This window comes from Nonomuraea insulae, from assembly GCF_042656245.1.
In genome coordinates, this window is sequence record NZ_JBHSPA010000031.1 from 341,760 (window position 1) to 357,052 (window position 15,293).

15 protein-coding genes are annotated in these 15,293 nt (G+C 74.0%); 7 read left to right on the forward strand and 8 right to left on the reverse strand.

Going from position 1 to position 15,293, the window contains the following annotated elements; genetic code table 11:
• The 7 genes from ACFPZ3_RS28885 to ACFPZ3_RS28915 form a co-directional block, all read right to left on the reverse strand.
• On the reverse strand, window positions 1–780 hold the full coding sequence (locus tag ACFPZ3_RS28885; protein WP_379517395.1) for an SDR family NAD(P)-dependent oxidoreductase: 780 nt from the start codon (window positions 778–780) through the stop codon (window positions 1–3).
• A gap of 9 nt (window positions 781–789) precedes the next feature.
• Complete coding sequence (locus ACFPZ3_RS28890) at window positions 790–2,154, reverse strand: acetyl-CoA carboxylase biotin carboxylase subunit (protein WP_379517396.1); 1,365 nt, start codon at window positions 2,152–2,154, stop codon at window positions 790–792.
• A complete protein-coding gene (locus ACFPZ3_RS28895; protein WP_379517397.1) occupies window positions 2,151–2,666 on the reverse strand; it encodes an acetyl-CoA carboxylase biotin carboxyl carrier protein in 516 nt (171 codons plus the stop codon). The genes ACFPZ3_RS28890 and ACFPZ3_RS28895 overlap by 4 nt, the downstream gene beginning before the upstream one ends.
• On the reverse strand, window positions 2,663–4,303 hold the full coding sequence (locus ACFPZ3_RS28900; protein WP_379517398.1) for an acetyl-CoA carboxylase carboxyltransferase subunit alpha: 1,641 nt from the start codon (window positions 4,301–4,303) through the stop codon (window positions 2,663–2,665). The genes ACFPZ3_RS28895 and ACFPZ3_RS28900 overlap by 4 nt, the downstream gene beginning before the upstream one ends.
• Window positions 4,300–4,557, reverse strand: coding sequence for an acyl carrier protein (locus ACFPZ3_RS28905; RefSeq protein ID WP_379517399.1), 258 nt, complete (start codon window positions 4,555–4,557; stop codon window positions 4,300–4,302). Before ACFPZ3_RS28905 ends, ACFPZ3_RS28900 begins: the two co-directional genes overlap by 4 nt.
• A gap of 26 nt (window positions 4,558–4,583) precedes the next feature.
• Window positions 4,584–5,795, reverse strand: coding sequence for a ketosynthase chain-length factor (locus ACFPZ3_RS28910; RefSeq protein WP_379517400.1), 1,212 nt, complete (start codon window positions 5,793–5,795; stop codon window positions 4,584–4,586).
• A 259-nt stretch (window positions 5,796–6,054) separates the two neighbouring features.
• Window positions 6,055–7,314, reverse strand: coding sequence for a beta-ketoacyl-[acyl-carrier-protein] synthase family protein (locus tag ACFPZ3_RS28915; RefSeq protein ID WP_379517401.1), 1,260 nt, complete (start codon window positions 7,312–7,314; stop codon window positions 6,055–6,057).
• A 100-nt stretch (window positions 7,315–7,414) separates the two neighbouring features.
• Here ACFPZ3_RS28915 and ACFPZ3_RS28920 point away from each other — a divergent pair, with 100 nt between their 5' ends.
• Both ACFPZ3_RS28920 and ACFPZ3_RS28925 read left to right on the forward strand, forming a co-directional pair.
• Window positions 7,415–7,717 (forward strand): antibiotic biosynthesis monooxygenase family protein, encoded by a 303-nt coding sequence (locus ACFPZ3_RS28920; RefSeq protein ID WP_379517402.1) that lies wholly within the window; start codon window positions 7,415–7,417, stop codon window positions 7,715–7,717.
• Window positions 7,714–8,619, forward strand: coding sequence for an MBL fold metallo-hydrolase (locus tag ACFPZ3_RS28925; protein ID WP_379517403.1), 906 nt, complete (start codon window positions 7,714–7,716; stop codon window positions 8,617–8,619). The genes ACFPZ3_RS28920 and ACFPZ3_RS28925 overlap by 4 nt, the downstream gene beginning before the upstream one ends.
• On the opposite strand, the gene ACFPZ3_RS28930 is transcribed toward ACFPZ3_RS28925, so the two are convergent.
• Window positions 8,603–9,445 (reverse strand): NAD(P)H-binding protein, encoded by an 843-nt coding sequence (locus ACFPZ3_RS28930; RefSeq protein WP_379517404.1) that lies wholly within the window; start codon window positions 9,443–9,445, stop codon window positions 8,603–8,605. The two genes, ACFPZ3_RS28925 and ACFPZ3_RS28930, sit on opposite strands and share 17 nt — an antisense overlap.
• 63 nt (window positions 9,446–9,508) lie before the next feature.
• On the opposite strand from ACFPZ3_RS28930, the gene ACFPZ3_RS28935 reads away from it, so the two are divergent.
• The 5 genes from ACFPZ3_RS28935 (at window position 9,509) to ACFPZ3_RS28955 (ending at window position 15,282) form a co-directional block, all read left to right on the forward strand.
• Window positions 9,509–10,210, forward strand: a complete 702-nt coding sequence (locus ACFPZ3_RS28935; protein WP_379517405.1) for an SDR family NAD(P)-dependent oxidoreductase — start codon at window positions 9,509–9,511, stop codon at window positions 10,208–10,210.
• Between the two features lie 98 nt (window positions 10,211–10,308).
• The gene (locus tag ACFPZ3_RS28940; protein WP_379517406.1) at window positions 10,309–11,904 is read left to right on the forward strand and encodes an ABC transporter substrate-binding protein; all 1,596 of its coding nucleotides are present in this window, start codon (window positions 10,309–10,311) and stop codon (window positions 11,902–11,904) included.
• Window positions 11,901–12,821: an ABC transporter permease gene (locus tag ACFPZ3_RS28945; RefSeq protein WP_379517407.1), complete on the forward strand. Its 921-nt coding sequence runs from the start codon at window positions 11,901–11,903 to the stop codon at window positions 12,819–12,821. Before ACFPZ3_RS28940 ends, ACFPZ3_RS28945 begins: the two co-directional genes overlap by 4 nt.
• On the forward strand, window positions 12,818–13,669 hold the full coding sequence (locus ACFPZ3_RS28950; RefSeq protein ID WP_379517408.1) for an ABC transporter permease: 852 nt from the start codon (window positions 12,818–12,820) through the stop codon (window positions 13,667–13,669). Before ACFPZ3_RS28945 ends, ACFPZ3_RS28950 begins: the two co-directional genes overlap by 4 nt.
• Window positions 13,666–15,282 carry a dipeptide ABC transporter ATP-binding protein gene (locus ACFPZ3_RS28955; RefSeq protein ID WP_379517409.1) on the forward strand — a complete coding sequence of 539 codons (1,617 nt, stop codon included), beginning with the start codon at window positions 13,666–13,668 and terminating at the stop codon, window positions 15,280–15,282. The genes ACFPZ3_RS28950 and ACFPZ3_RS28955 overlap by 4 nt, the downstream gene beginning before the upstream one ends.
• Window positions 15,283–15,293: the final 11 nt, after the last annotated feature.

Genomic DNA, 15,293 nt, shown 5'->3' on the forward strand with positions numbered 1-15,293 from the left:
CTAGTAGTTGCCGAGGCCGCCGCAGACGTTGATCGCCTGGGCGGTGATCGGGGCCGCCGCGTCCGTGACCAGGTAGCCGACCATGGCGGCGACCTCGTCGGGTTCGGAGTAGCGGCCGAGCGGGATCTTCGCGTTGAACCGTTCGAGCACGTCGTCCTCGGTGGTCTGCCAGACCTCGGCGTAGCCGCGGCGCACGCGCGCGGCCATCGGGGTCTCGACGTAGCCGGGGCAGACCGCGTTGACCGTGATGCCGGTCTTGGCCAGCTCCAGGCCGAGCGCCTTGGTGAAGCCGACGACGCCGTGTTTGGAGGCCGAGTACGGGGCCCCGAGCACGACGCCCTGCTTGCCGCCGGTCGAGGCGATGTTGACGATCCGACCCCACCCGCGCTCGCGCATGCCGCCCTCCTTTAGCACAGCGCGCGAGACCCAGAACACGCTGTCGAGGTTGGTGCGCATGACGTCCAGCCACATCTCGTCGGCGATGTCGGCGGTGGGCCCGCCGCCGCTGCGGCCCGCGTTGTTGACCACGATGCCGAGGGGGCCGTACCGGGCGACGGCCGCCCGCACGAACGCGCTCACCGAGGCGGCGTCGCGGACGTCGGCGGCGGCACCGTCCACCTCGTAGCCCTGCTCGCGCAGGTCCTTGACGGTGAGCGCGACCGTGTCGGCGGTGCGCGCGCAGATGAACACGGGATGGCCCCGCGCCGCCAGGAACCTGGCGACGGCCAGCCCGATTCCGCTGGTCGCGCCGGTCACCACGGCGGGAACTGCCTTGGACATGGAACCTCCCTATGCGGCCCTCTCGCGGGCCATGAGATCGTCGACGAAACGCGTCGTGTGCTCGCCGCTGAGGAACTCCGGGGTTGCCAGGAGCCGCCGCAGCAGCGGGATCGTGGTGGCCACGCCCGGCCCCTCGACCTCGAACTCGGCCAGCGCCCGGTCGGCGCGGGCGATGGCCTGCTCCCTGGTGGGCGCCCAGGCCACGAGCTTGGCGATCAGCGGGTCGTACGCGGCGGGCACGGTGGCGCCGTGCACGAACCCGGAGTCCACCCGGATGCCGGGGCCGCCGGGCGGGCGGAAGACGCGCAGCGTGCCCGGCGTGGGGCGGAAGCCCGCGCCGGGGTCCTCGGCGTTGACCCGGCACTCGATGGCCGCGCCGCGCGGCGCCACCTCCGGCTGCGTGAAGGCCAGCGGCTCGCCCGAGGCGATGAGGATCTGCTGCCTGACCAGGTCGATCCCGGTGAGCATCTCCGTGACCGGGTGCTCGACCTGGATCCTGGCGTTGAACTCCATGAACGCGACCGCGCCCGAGCCGTCCACGAGGAACTCCATGGTGCCGGCGCCGGTGTAGCCGACGGCCTGGGCGCCGGCCACCGCGTACGCGCCGATCTCCTCGCGCAGCCCGCCCGGCAGGCGGGGCGCGGGCGACTCCTCGACCAGCTTCTGGTTGCGCCGCTGCAACGAGCAGTCGCGCTCGCCCAGGTGCACCGCGCCGCCGTGGCCGTCGCAGAGCACCTGCACCTCGACGTGCCTGGTACGGGTGAGGTAGCGCTCCACGTACACCTCGCCGTTGCCGAACACCTGCCTGGCCAGCGCGGTCGTCTCCCGGTAGGCCTGCCGCAGCCCGGCCCGGTCGGCCGCCACCGCGATGCCCCGCCCGCCGCCGCCGGCCGCGGCCTTGACCACGACCGGGTAGCCGATCGCGGCGGCCACCTCCTCGGCCTCGGCGATCCCCGACAGGGTGCCGTCGCTGCCCGGCAGCACCGGCAGCCCCGCGGCCGCCATCAGCGCTCTGACCTCGGCCTTGTCGCCGAGCGATGCCATCACCTCCGGGCGCGGGCCGATGAAGGTGATGCCGTGCTCGGCGCACACCCGCGCGAAGTCCGGGTCCTCCGACAGGAAGCCGTAGCCGGGATGCACGGCCTCCGCGCCGGTGCGCAGCGCCGCCTCGATGAGCGAGGGCATGTACAGGTAGCTGTGGCGGGCCGACGGCGGGCCGATGAGCACGGCCTCGTCGGCGAACCGCACGACGGGCGAGTCCCGGTCTGCGGTGGAGTACACGGCGATGACCCTGATGCCCATCTCGCGGCAGGTGCGCGCCACTCTCAGGGCGATCTCGCCGCGGTTCGCGATCAGCACGCTGGACAGGGTCATGGCAGCTCCGTGCGGAGCAGCACGAGGTCCTGGCCGAACTCGACCGGAGTGCCGTTGTCCACCAGCACCTCGACCACCTCGCCTGGACGCGGCGCGGAGATGGGGTTCATGAGCTTCATCGCCTCGACGACGCCGAGCGTCTGGCCCTGCTCCACGCGGTCGCCGGGCTTCACGTACGGCTCCGCGCCCGGCTCGGGCGCGTGGTAGAAGGTGCCGACGACGGGGGCCACCGCGGCCTCGAAGCCCGGCTCTCCCGGCTCGGGGTCCGGCTCCCGCGGCTGGTCGGGGGTGCCGGACCTGGCCCAGGTGAGCTCGACCTCGTAGTCGCCGGCCCGCAGCGACACGCTGGCCAGCGGGCCGGGCAGGGCGCGTACCAGGCTGGTGAGCTCCGAGGACAACTCGCCGAGCGTCGGCCGCTCCCGCTGCTCCCCGTTCGCGGCCCGCCCACCGGGCGTCGCCTCGCGCTCTCCGCCCACGGCGCGGTCGCCCGCCGTCGCCTCGCGGTCGGTCATGACGCCGCCCCCAGACGGCGGAAGCGGTCGTGGCGTTGGCGGCGCAGTTCGTCGGGGGTCAGGCCGCGCAGCTCCGACAGTGCCGCCTGGACGGCCGCGCCCAGCAGGGCGGACGCCTCGGCGCCGTCGGCCTGCGCGCCGCCGGGCGGCTCAGGCACGATCGTGTCGGCCACGCCGAGCCGGACCAGTTCGCAGGCCCCGACCCGGAGCGCGGCGGCCATCTCCCTGCCGCGGGACGGGTCGCCGTACAGGATGGTCGAGCAGCTCTCCGGGCTGATCACCGAGTAGCAGGCGTTCTCCAGCATGAGCACCCGGTTCGCCACCGCCAGGGCCAGCGCGCCGCCGCTGCCGCCCTCGCCGGTGACGGCGGCCACCACGGGCACGCCCAGCTCGGACATGGCGGCGATCGACTCGGCCACCGCCCACGCCTGGCCGCGCTGCTCGGGCCCGACGCCGGGCGCCGCGCCCTGGGTGTCCACGAACGTCACCACCGGCAGGCCGAGCCGGTCGGCCAGCGCCATGAGCCTGACCGCCTTGCGATAGCCCTCCGGTTGCGGCATGCCGAAGTTGCGCGCCACCAGCTCGGCCGTGTCGTGGCCCTTCTGATGCCCGATCAGCATGACGCCGGTGCCGCCGAGCGAGCCGACGCCGCCCACGACGGCCGGGTCGTCCCCGTACGCGCGGTCGCCGTGCAGCTCGACGAAGTCATCGCAGATGCGGTGGATGTGGTCGAGCGTGGTCGGCCTGGCGATGTCCCTGGCCAGCCGTAACGTCTCCCACGGATCCCCGCCCGCCGCGGGGGCAGGCGCCACGCCGTCCACCGGACGGTGCTGGGGCGCCGGCGCGGGGCCGAGCAGGGCCAGGAGGCGGGTCAGGAGCGGGCGGACGGCCTCGCGGGACTCCACGAGGTCCACCAGCCCGCGGGCGAACAGGTCGCCGGCGCTCTGGAAGCCCTCCGGCAGCGGCTCGCGGGTGGCCGCCGCGATGACCCGCGGCCCGGCGAAACCGATCCTGCTGCCCCGCTCGGCCACCAGCACGTCGGCCAGCGTCGCGAACGAGGCGGTCACTCCCCCGAACGTGGGGTCGGTCAGCACGCACACCGACAACACCCCGGCCTGGCGCAGCAGCCGCATCGCCCGCGCCGTCTTGGCCAGTTGCATGAGAGATAGCGCGCCCTCCTGCATGCGCGCCCCGCCCGAGGCGGCCACGACCACCAGGGGCACGCGTAACGCCAGCGCCTCCTCCGCCGCGGCCGTCACCGCCTCGCCCACGGCCGTGCCCATGCTGCCGCCCATGAACCCGAAGTCCATGGCGGCCACGATCACCCGGTGCCCGCCGATCGCGGCCAGGCCGACGCACACGGCGTCCGGCCTGCCGGTGCGGCGGCGCGCCCGCGCGAGCTGCTCGCGGTAGCCGGCGAAGTCCAGCGGGTCGTCGGGCCCCGCCCGGTAGGTCAGGGGTTTGAACGAGCCCGGGTCCAGGAGCAGGCGCAGCCGGTCGGCCGCCCCGATCCGGTGATGGTGCCCGCAGTCGGGGCAGACGCGCTGCGCACGTTCCAGGCGCGGGCCGTACACCGTCGAACCGCATCCGGCGCAGCGCTCCCAGTTTCCCGCCCGCACCTCGGCTTCGACGCTCATGGAGCCCCCACGGCCGCGTTGACCTGGGCCAGGAACTCGCGCGGCGTGTCCGCGCCGGCGATGTCGTCGCCGACCTTCACCCCGAAATCCCGCTCTATCAGGCTCGCCGTCTCCAGCAACGCGATGGAGTCGTAGCCCAGCGCCTCGAACCTGACGTCGGCGATGTCGCCGTGCAGGTCCGCCACGTCACTGTCGCCCGCGGCCACCAGCAGCAGCCGCCTGAGGTCGTCGATCGTCAGATCGCGCTTCGACATCGTGTGTCCCCTTCTTGCCTTACGTCTCATGAATGCGTGCGCACGACCATGGCCGAGGTGAACCCCCCGTGCCCCCTGGCCAGCACCAGCGCCGTACGCAGCGCCGCGGGCCTGGCCTTGCCCGTGACGAGGTCGAGGTCGAGCCCCGGAGCGGGCGCGGTGACGTTCACGGTCGGCGGGATGACCTGGTCGCGCAGCGCCAGCAGGGCCGTGGCCAGGTCCAACGCGGCGCCGCCCGAGTAGAGGCGCCCGGTCATCGTCTTGGGCACGGTCACGGGGACGCCGTACGGCCCGAACAGCCCGGTCAGCACCCCCGCCTCCACGCGGTCGGCCTCGGGCGCCGCCGCCCCGTCGGCGAAGACCACGTCCACGCCGGACTCTCCCGCGTCGGCCAGCGCCTGCTCGACCACCCGGCGCAACACGGGCGGCCGTCCCGTGTGCGCGGGCGGGTCGAAGCCGGAGGCGTACCCCGCGACCTCCCCGTACGGGGTCGCGGTCGTCCTGGCGGCGTCCTCCAGCAGCAGGATCGCCCCGCCCTCACCCGGCACGTGCCCGGCCGCCGCCGCGTCGAAGGGCAGGTACGCCCGCGCGGGATCGTCCGAGGCCGACACCCGTCCGCCGGCGATCTGCGCGACCCACCCCCACGGGCACAGCGCGGAGTCCACGCCGCCCGTGAGCACGGCCCGCCCGCCCTTGCGCAGTTGCCGTCTGGCCTGCGCGACCGCGTCCAGCCCGCCCGCCTGGTCGGTGACGAGCACGCCGCTCGGGCCGCGCAGCCCGTGCCTGATGGAGATCTGGCCGGTGTTCACGGCGTAGAACCAGGCGAACGACTGGTACGCGCTGACGTGCTCAGGCCCCCGGCTCCACAACTTCTCCAGCTCGCGGTGCCCGAAGTCGAACCCGCCCGAAGCCGCGGCCGTGACCACGCCCACGCTGTACTCGGGCTCCGCCGACGGGTCGAGCCCGGCGTCGGCCAGCGCCCAGTCCGAGGCGACCAGCGCCAGCCGCGTCATGTGATCGGTCTGCGGCAGCAGCCGTCCCGGCAGGTGAGCGGCCGGGTCGAAGCCCGGCACCTCACCGGCCAGCCGGGCCGGGTACTGCCGCGGGTCGAAGCGCGTGACGGCGCCGATGCCGCCGCGCCCTTCGAGCGTCGCCGCCCAGTACGCCTCGGCGCCCAGGCCGTTCGGCGCCACCACCCCGAGCCCCGTGACGACGGCCCGGACCTCGGAAACGCTCATGGCGATTCGTCGCCATACGGAGCGGCGTCAAAACGCGGCGCGACACCGCACGGTTCGGTAAGGTGTTCGACGGTGGTGATAACAAAGCCACCAGGCGAACCATCGGAAACACCCTCGCCGCCGGGCTGGCGGAGAGCTGAAACGCCTGTGGAGCCGGTGTAAGACCTCAACGAGAATCCTCTCGGGCGGGCGACTGGCCGTGAAGCAGGAAGACCAACCGGCGACGGTTGGATCCCGGTCATCGAGGGCCGGGTGAATGTCAACTGGTGAGCACCATGGCACTCTGGAACCCGCCGAAGCCGCTGCCCACCGACACCACCACGTCGGTCTGGTGGTCCCGGGCGGTCACCGGCACGTAGTCGAGGTCGCACTCGGGGTCGGGCTCGTGCAGGTTGGCCGTGGGCGGCACCACCTGGTGCTGGATGGCCAGCACGCACGCCGCGATCTCGATCGACCCGATGGCCCCCAGCGAGTGGCCGACCATCGACTTGATCGAGCTCATCGGGGTGTCCCAGGCGTGGTGGCCGAGCGCGAGCTTGACGGCGGCCGTCTCGTGGCGGTCGTTCTGCCGGGTGCCTGAGCCGTGCGCGTTGACGTAGTCGACGGCGCCCGGGTCGAGCCGGGCCTCGTCGAGCGCCGCGCCGATCGCCGCGGCCATCTCGTTGCCGTCGGCGCGCAGCCCGGTCATGTGGTAGGCGTTGCAGCGCGCGGCGAAGCCGGCGATCTCGGCCAGGATCCGCGCGCCCCTGCGCAGCGCGGAGTCCCGCTCCTCCAGCACGAACACGGCCGCCCCCTCGCCGAGCACGAACCCGTTGCGGGTCCGGTCGAAGGGCCTGGAGGCGTGCTCGGGGTCGTCGTTGCGCGGCGTAGTGGCCTTGATCGCGTCGAAGCAGGCCAGCGTGATGGGTGAGATGGGGGCGTCGGTGGCGCCGGCCACCATGACGTCCGCCGAGCCCTCCCTGATCAGTTCGACGGCGTGCCCGACCGCGTCCAGGCCGGACGTGCAGCCGGTGGAGACCACGGCGGCCGGCCCCTCCGCGCCGACCGCCCAGGCCACCTCGGCGGCCAGCGAGCCGGGGACCAGGTAGTCGTACAGGTGGGGGACGGCGTATTCATGGTCGACGAGCCGCTTCCTGCCCCCGTCGCTGACCACGACGTACTCGCGCTCCAGGCTCATCGTGCAGCCCACCGCGCTGCCCACGGTCACGCCCGTCCTGGCGGGGTCTGTGGCGGACAGGTCGATGCCGCTGCCCGCCACCGCCTCGCGGGCGGCGACCACGGCGAACTGCGCCGCCCGGTCCATCCTCCGTCTCTCCTGCGGGGTCAGGCCGTGGGCCGCCGGGTCGAAGTCGGCCTCGGCGGCCACCCGCGAGCGGAAAGGGGAGGCGTCGAACCCCGTGATGAGCCGTGTCGCGGTGCGCCCGTCCGTGAGCAACTGCCAGAACGCCTTGACCCCGATCCCGCCGGGGGATATCACTCCTATGCCGGTTATCACAACTCTGCGGTTCGTACGCCTCACGTTGTGCCCTTTCGTCTGTCCGGTACGTGGGCCATACTCCGCAGGGGCCCTGGAGTCGAAGTGGAGTCCCCCTGGACCGCGCTATACCGAGACTCCAGACGTGTCCGCGAAGGTCGGCGGCATGGTCGTCTTCGTGAACAAGCTCACGCTCAAGGGCTCCGCACAGGAGCTGGAGAAGATCTACGCGGGGGTGGCGGCGTTCTTCTCGGCGCAGCCGGGGTTCCTGTCGTACCAGTTCCTGCGCTCCGAGAGTGATCCGAACGTGTACATCAACATCGCGGCCTGGACGGATGAGGAGTCGTTCCGCCGGGCCACCCGCCAGGAGGCCTTCCGCGTGGCCGCCCGCGTGGGCAAGGTGTCGACCGGCGATCCGCACCTGTGCTCGGTGGTGTCGTCGGGGTGAGGCCGTACCCGCGGCCGTACCTGCGGGAGGTGGCCGGCGGGGTGCACGCGTACGTGCAGCCGGACGGCGGCTGGTGCGTGAGCAACGCCGTCGTCCTGACCGGCGGCGCCGGCCCGGTCCTGATCGACACGGCCGCCACCGAGGCGCGCGCCCGCGGCCTGCGAGACGCCGTGGCCACGCTCACCCCCGATCCGGTACGCGTGCTGGTCAACACCCACCACCACGGCGACCACACCTTCGGCAACGGGCTCTTCCCCGAGGCGGTCGTCGTGGCGCACGACCTGGCCAGGGCCGAGATGGCGGCCAAGGGCGGCGCGCTGCGGGCCGTGTGGCCGGAGGTGGACTGGGGTGAGGTGCCGCCCGTCCTGCCCGGCGTGACCTTCGCCGACCGGCTCACCCTGCACCTGGGCAGGACCGTCGAGCTGCTGCACGTGGGGCCCGCGCACACCAGCAACGACGTGGTCGCCTGGCTCCCGGACGCGCGGGTGCTGGTGGCTGGCGACGTGGTGTTGTCGGGCTGCGCGCCGTTCGTGCTGATGGGGTCGCTGGACGGGACGCTGGCGGCGATCCGGCGGCTGCGCGCCCTGGAGCCCGTCGCCGTGGTGTGCGGGCACGGGCCGGTGTGCGGGCCCGAGGTGTTCGACGTGGCCGAGGACTACCTGCTGTGGGTGCGGGACCTGGCCGCCAAGGGGGTCGAGGCGGGGCTTTCGCCGCTGGAGCTGGCCGGGCGGTACGGGCCTGGGCGCTTCGGCGGCCTGCGTGACCCGGAGCGGCTCGTGGCCAACCTGCACCGCGCCTACCAGGAGGCGGCGGGCGGGCGGCGCGGCGCGTACCTGCCCTCCGCTCCCGTCTTCGCCGAGATGGTGACGCTGAACGGCGGACCGCTCACCTGTCACGCGTGAAGTGCTCCCCGGCCCACTCGCGGAAGGTGCGGGCGGGCCGGCCGGTCAGGTCGGCGATCGTGGAGTCCACCCGTGCGCGGACGGCCACGTCGGCGTTGCCGCGAGCCGACAACACGGCGTCGGCGGTCTCCGGCGGCATGTGCCTGAGCATCTGCTCCCGCGCCCGCTCGACCGGCAGTTCCTCGAACCGCAGGGGCCTGCCGAGCACCTCGCCGATGACGGCCACCTGCTCGCCCGGCGTGAGCGCGTGCGGGCCGGTGATCGGGTAGACGGCCTCGTCGTGCCCCTCGCCGAGCAGCACGGCCGCCGCCACCGCCGCCACGTCGCGCGGGTGCACCACCGAAGAGGCCAGGTCGCCGTACGGGGCCCGCACCACGCCGGTGGCGGCGATGGCCTGGGCCCACTGCAGGGCGTTGGACATGAAGCCGTTCGGCCGCAGGATCGTCCAGCGCAGGCCCGACTCGCGGACCGCCCGCTCGCCCTCGGCGTGCCAGCCCGCCAGCACCCCCGCCGTGCGCTCCTCGACGGCCAGCGAGGACAACTGCACCACGCGCGCGACGCCCGCGGCCGACGCCGCCTTCACCAGGGCCCGGTCGTGCTCGGCCCGCCGGTGGCCGACGCCGGTCAGGAACACCGTGCGCACGCCGTCGAGGGCGGGCGGGAGCGTGGCGGGGTCGCCGAGATCACCGCGTGCCACCTCGACGTCCTCCGGGAGGGCGGCCCGCGCCGGGTCGCGGGTCAGCGCCCGGATCCGGGCGCCGGAGCCGCGCAGCTCCGCCACCACCTCGCGGCCGATGGCCCCTGTCGCACCAATCACCATGATCATGCCGTCCAGGGTGGGCGGGCGCGCTATAGAGCGACTCGAGCGGGCCTTCCTACGCTGCCCGCCATGAGACTGAAGGACAAGGTCGCCGTCGTGACGGGCGGCACCCGCGGGCTAGGCGCGGCCGTGGCGGAGGCGTTCACCGCCGAGGGCTGCCACGTGGTCCGGGCCGCCAGGACCGGCGACGGCGAGTTCCATCCGGTGGACGTGCGGGACCCGGAGTCGGTGCGGGAGCTGATGGCCGGGGTGGCGGACCGGTTCGGCGGACTGGACATCGTGGTGGCCAACGCCGGGGTGAGTCGTCCTGGGCCGGTGCGCGCGTTGTCGGCCGGGGACTGGGACGACGTCGTGGGGACGAACCTCACCGGGGTCTTCCACTGCGTGTCCGCGGCGCTGCCGTACCTGGAGAAGTCGGCCGCCGGGCGGATCATCACGATGTCGTCGGCGCTGGGCGTGCGGCCGGCGCCGGGGGCGGCGGCGTACGCGGCGTCGAAGGCCGGAGTCGAGATGCTCACCCGCGTGCTCGCGCTGGAGGCCGCGCCGTCCGGCGTCACCGTGAACTGCCTGTCGCCCGGCTTCGTGGACGTGGGGATGGGGCGGGCGCTGGCGGCCAACGAGCAGGTGTGGCCGCGGTATCGGGCGACGCTGGCCTCGGGGCGGATGGGCACCGCGGCGGAGGTGACGGCGGCGGCCGTGTTCCTGGCGAGCGCGGAGGCCTCGTACGTCAACGGCCACGTGCTGGAGGTCAACGGCGGCCTGCGCTGGTGAGCCGCTGATGACCGCTCCAGCTGTCCTATACCGGCGCTCCAGCGGCGCTTCCGACGATCGGTCCCACTGACCTGCCCACCTCGCACGGAGGATGTTCCATGAGGCTGGTTGCCCGCGCCGTCCTACCGCTCGTCGTCCTCGCCTCCGCCTGCGGCGGCGGCCCCCCGCCCGCCACCTCGGCGGGCGCGGCGTTCAGCTTCGCGCTCAACACCGAGCCGAGCTGCCTCGACCCGCACGTCAGCATCGCCGACGCCACCGCGCTCATCCAGCGCGGCGTGGTCGACTCGCTGGTCTCCCAGGACGCCTCCGGCGGCCTGCACCCGTGGCTGGCCCGCTCGTGGCGGATCTCCAAGGACCTCAAGGAGTACACCTTCGACCTGCGCACGGACGTCACCTTCCACGACGGCGCGAAGCTCGACGCCGCCGCGGTGAAGGCGAACTTCGACCGCGTCGTCGCCAGGACCACCAAGTCGCAGTACGCGAACGTGCTGCTGGGTCCCTACCGGGACAGCGTCGTCGTGGACGAGCACACCGTACGGGTCAGGTTCACCGAGCCGTTCCAGCCGTTCCTCCAGGCGGCCAGCACCGCCTACCTGGGCATCCAGTCCCCCAAGGGCCCCGAGGGGCCGCGCTGCGCGAAGGTCGTCGGCTCGGGTCCTTTCGTGTTCGGCTCCTACGCCAGGCAGAAGAGCGTGACCCTGCGCCGCAACCCCTCCTACCGGTGGGGCCCCGGGGCCGCACCGGTAGGAGGGGGTCCCGCTCATCTCGACACGCTGACGTTCCGGTTCCTGCCGGAGAACGCCACCCGGCTGGGCGCGCTGACCAGCGGGCAGGTGGACGGCATCGCGGCCGTGCCCACCTCCAGCGTGGCCGCCCTCCAGGCCGACCCCGGGGTGCGCCTGGTCCGCACTCCCTCGCAGGGCGCCGTCTACGGCGTCTACCTCAACTCCAGCTCCGGCGTCTTCAAGGACGCGCGCCTGCGCGCGGCCTTCCGCGCCGCCATCGACGTGGACCTGCTGGTCCGCACCACGCACTTCGGCGTGTACGAGCGCGCGTGGAGCATCCTCTCCCCCACCACCCCGTACTACGACAAGTCCGTGGAGAACTCCTGGAAGTACGACCCGGAGCACGCCGCCGAACTGCTCGACGAGGCCGGATGGACGGCCAGGGACGCCCAGGGGTACCGGACCAAGGGCGGCGCCCGCCTGACCGTCCGCTGGCCGACCACCCAGGCGCAGGAGAGCGCCGACCAGCGTGGCATCCTCGCCCAGGGGATCCAGGCCGCGGTCAGGAAGGCCGGGTTCGAGCTGGTGCGCGACAGCGTGCAGAACGGGCAGCTGTTCGGGCTGGTGCAGGACGGCACGTACGACCTGTACGACATGGCCTGGTCACGCGCCGACCCGGACATCCTGCGCGGGTTCCTGCACTCGGAGAACCTGCCGATGGCCGGCGAGAACGTCGCCAGGGTCGACGACCCCGAGGTGGACTCCTGGCTGACCGGCGCCGCGCGGACCGGCGATGAGGAGGCCAGGCGGTCGGCGTACGCGAAGGCGCAGCGGTGGGCCGTGGACCGGGCGGTGGTCGTCCCGCTGTACGTGCCCGTCCAGCTCGTCGCCGTCGCCAAGGCGGTCGAAGGGCTCACCTCCGATCCCGCCGGCTTCCCGCGCTTCGACGGCGTACGGCTGCCCCGATGACGGGCGTCCTGCGGCTCGTCGCCGGGTGGCTGGCGCGGGCGGCGGGGGTGCTGCTCGGGGCCGCCACGCTGGCGTTCGTCGCGATGCAGCTCATCCCGGGCGACCCCGCCAGGGCGATCGTGGGCAGCGCGCCGGCCACCGAGCAGACCATGGCCGCCATCCGCGCCGAGATGGGGCTCGACCTGCCGCTCGCCGAGCAGTACCTGCGTTACCTCGCCCGGCTGGCCCGCGGCGACCTGGGCCGCTCGTTCCAGATCGAGCGGCCGGTGGCGGAGGTGCTGGGCGAGCAGGTGTGGCCGACCGTGCAGCTCGCCGTGTGCGCGATCGGGCTGGCCCTCGCCGGGGCGCTCCTGGTGGCGGTGCTCACCGCGGGGCGTCGCGGTCGCGGCACGGTCGCGCTGGCCGAGCTGGTGGCGCTGTCCACGCCGACCTTCTGGCTCGGGCTGGTGTTGTTGTCGGTGTTCTCCTTCCGGCTCGGGCTGCTGCCGGTGGGAGACGGGGAGCCCGCGTCGCTGGTGCTGCCGTCGCTCACGCTGGCGGTGCCGCTCGGCGCGACGCTCACCCAGGTGCTGCGCGAAGGGCTGGAGCACGCGCTGGAGCAGCCGTTCGTCACCACCGCCCTGGCCAGGGGCGCCAGCGGAGCCGCCGTACGCGTCAGGCACGCGTTGCGGCACGCCCTGATCCCCATGGTCACCCTGTCGGGCTGGCTGCTGGGCGGGTTGTTCGGCGGGGCGGTGCTGGTGGAGACGGTGTTCGCGCGCCAGGGCCTGGGCCGGGTCACCCTGGCCGCGGTCGTGGGGCGCGACTTTCCCGTGGTCATCGCCGTGGTCATGCTGTCGGCCCTGGTCTTCGTGGTGGTGAACACGCTGGTGGACGTGGCGTACCTGCTGATCGACCCCCGGTTGCGGCCGGCATGAGCGCGGTCGCGGCGGAGGTGGACGCGCGGGGCGCGAATGTGGTGGCCGGCGGCGTCATGAGGGCGGGCGCCGCGCTGGTGCTGGGCCTGCTGGTGCTGGCGGCCGTCTGGCCCGGGCTGTTCACCGCGTACTCGCCGACAGAGGTGGATCCGGCGCTCGCGCTGCGCCCGCCCGGCGGCGGCCACCTGCTGGGCACGGACCAGCTCGGGCGCGACATATGGACGCGCATCGTGTACGGCACGCGCCTGTCGCTGTTCACCGGCCTGGCCGCCACGGCGCTCGCGGTGGCCGGGGGAACGTGCGCGGGCCTGCTGGCGGCGCTCGGCGGACGGGCGGCCGACCAGGCCGTTATGCGGACGGCCGACGTGCTGCTCGCCCTGCCGGGGATGTTGCTGGCCCTCATCGTGATCACCGTGCTCGGCCCTGGCCAGGGCAGCGCGCTGATCGCCATCGCCGTGTCCGAGATGCCGGGGTACGCGCGGATGATCCGCGCCCGTGCGCTCGTCGTCCGCAGGGCCGAGTACGTGGACGCCGCCGTCGTGCTCGGTCTCCCCCACCGATCCGTCGTCGCCCGCCACATCCTGCCCAACTCTCTCAGCCCGCTCCTCGTGCTGGCCACCCTCGGCACGGGCACCGCGATACTCGCCGGCTCGGCGCTCAGCTTCCTGGGCCTCGGCGTCCGGCCGCCGCAGCCGGAATGGGGCGCGCTGCTCGCCGAGGGCCGCGAGTTCCTGGCGACGGCGTGGTGGCTGGCGCTCTTCCCCGGCCTGGCGATCACCGTCACGGTGGTCGCGGTGAACGTGATGGGCCGCCACCTGCGGCTCCGCTTCGAGGGACGCCGCGCATGACGCTCTCCCCGGGTGGAAGCCTCCTCGACGTCGAGAACCTCAGCGTGTCGTTCCACGGCGCCGTGGCGGTGGACGGGGTGTCGTTCTCCATCGCGCCCGGGGAGTGCCTGGCCCTCGTCGGCGAGTCCGGCTCGGGCAAGAGCGTCACCGCCCGCGCGCTGGTCGGGCTGGCGGGGAAGGGCGCGAAGGTGCGGGCGGGCCGGCTCGTGCTCGACGGCCAGGACCTGCGCGGTCACCGGCCCAGGGACTGGCGGCGGCTCAGGGGGCGGCGGATCGGCCTGGTGCTGCAGGACGCGCTGACCGCGCTCGACCCGCTCCGCACGGTCGGGGCGGAGGTGGCGGAAGGGCTGCGGGCCCATCGCCTGGCCTCCCGTGGCGAGGTGGCCGGCAGGGTTAGCGAGCTCCTGGGGGCGGTCGGCGTACCCAATCCGGACGAGCGCCGTCACCAGTACCCGCACCAGCTCTCCGGCGGGCTGCGGCAGCGGGCGCTCATCGCGGGCGCGCTCGCGGGCGAACCGGAGCTGCTGATCGCCGACGAGCCGACCACCGCGCTGGACGTGAGCGTGCAGGCGCGCATCCTCGACCTGCTGGCCGAACGCCGGGCGGCCGGGACGGCGCTGCTGCTGATCAGTCACGACCTGGCGGTGGTCGCCCGGCTGGCCGACCGGATCGCGGTCATGCGCGCGGGCCGGATCGTGGAGCTGGGGCCCGCCGGGGAGGTGCTGTCCGAGCCGCGCCACCCGTACACGCGCGAGCTGCTGGCCGCCGTGCCGAGCGCCGCGCCCCGCCCGGCGCGCACGTTCCCCGGCTCTGCCCTGTTGTCGGTACGGGAGGTCGGCAAGCGCTTCGCCGACGGCACGGCGGCGCTGGAGGGCGTGTCGCTGGAGGTGTCGCCAGGCGAGATCCTCGGCCTGGTCGGCGAGTCGGGGTCGGGCAAGACCACGCTGGCCCGCGTCGCCCTGGGCCTGCTGGCGCCGGACGGCGGTGAGGTGCTGCTCGACGGCGAGCCGTGGAGCGCGCTGACCGAGCGCGAACGCCGCCCGCTCCGGCACAGGGTCGGGGTGGTCTGGCAGGACCCGCTCAGCTCGCTCGACCCCCGCCACACGGTCGCCAAGCTGATCGGCGAGGCCCTCTCCACCCGCCACGAGCGAGAACCCGGCGAGGCCCGGCGCCCGCGAGAGACCGGCGAGGTCCTCTCCGCCCGGCACTCGCGAGGGATCGCCGTGGCGGAGTCGCTGGCGATGGTCGGGCTCGGGCCCGAGCTGGCGAGCCGTCGCCCGCACCAGTTGTCCGGCGGCCAGCGCCAGCGCGTCGCCATCGCCAGGGCGCTGGCGGTCCGGCCGTCGCTGCTGATCTGCGACGAGCCCGTCTCGGCCCTGGACGTGTCGATCCAGGCGCAGGTGCTCGACCTGCTGCTGAGGTTGCGGGACGAGCTCGGCCTGGCGATGTTGTTCATCTCGCACGACCTGGCCGTCATTCGCCAGGTCAGCGACCGGGTGGCGGTCATGCGCGCGGGCCGCGTCGTGGAGACCGCCCATGCCGCCGACCTGTTCGCGCAGCCCCGCCACGCCTACACGCGGGCGCTGCTCCAGGCGGTCCCGCGCGTGGCGTAGCCATCGCCGGG

What these genes read in the sequence shown, in the direction of transcription:
- ACFPZ3_RS28955 (WP_379517409.1), top strand. Translation starts at nt 13,666, where the DNA reads ATGACGCTCTCCCCGGGTGGAAGCCTCCTCGACGTCGAGAACCTCAGC.
- ACFPZ3_RS28930 (WP_379517404.1), bottom strand. Translation starts at nt 9,445, where the DNA reads ATGATCATGGTGATTGGTGCGACAGGGGCCATCGGCCGCGAGGTGGTG.
- ACFPZ3_RS28890 (WP_379517396.1), bottom strand. Translation starts at nt 2,154, where the DNA reads ATGACCCTGTCCAGCGTGCTGATCGCGAACCGCGGCGAGATCGCCCTG.
- ACFPZ3_RS28940 (WP_379517406.1), top strand. Translation starts at nt 10,309, where the DNA reads ATGAGGCTGGTTGCCCGCGCCGTCCTACCGCTCGTCGTCCTCGCCTCC.
- ACFPZ3_RS28885 (WP_379517395.1), bottom strand. Translation starts at nt 780, where the DNA reads ATGTCCAAGGCAGTTCCCGCCGTGGTGACCGGCGCGACCAGCGGAATC.
- ACFPZ3_RS28935 (WP_379517405.1), top strand. Translation starts at nt 9,509, where the DNA reads ATGAGACTGAAGGACAAGGTCGCCGTCGTGACGGGCGGCACCCGCGGG.
- ACFPZ3_RS28905 (WP_379517399.1), bottom strand. Translation starts at nt 4,557, where the DNA reads ATGTCGAAGCGCGATCTGACGATCGACGACCTCAGGCGGCTGCTGCTG.
- ACFPZ3_RS28910 (WP_379517400.1), bottom strand. Translation starts at nt 5,795, where the DNA reads ATGAGCGTTTCCGAGGTCCGGGCCGTCGTCACGGGGCTCGGGGTGGTG.
- ACFPZ3_RS28945 (WP_379517407.1), top strand. Translation starts at nt 11,901, where the DNA reads ATGACGGGCGTCCTGCGGCTCGTCGCCGGGTGGCTGGCGCGGGCGGCG.
- ACFPZ3_RS28950 (WP_379517408.1), top strand. Translation starts at nt 12,818, where the DNA reads ATGAGCGCGGTCGCGGCGGAGGTGGACGCGCGGGGCGCGAATGTGGTG.
- ACFPZ3_RS28900 (WP_379517398.1), bottom strand. Translation starts at nt 4,303, where the DNA reads ATGAGCGTCGAAGCCGAGGTGCGGGCGGGAAACTGGGAGCGCTGCGCC.
- ACFPZ3_RS28895 (WP_379517397.1), bottom strand. Translation starts at nt 2,666, where the DNA reads ATGACCGACCGCGAGGCGACGGCGGGCGACCGCGCCGTGGGCGGAGAG.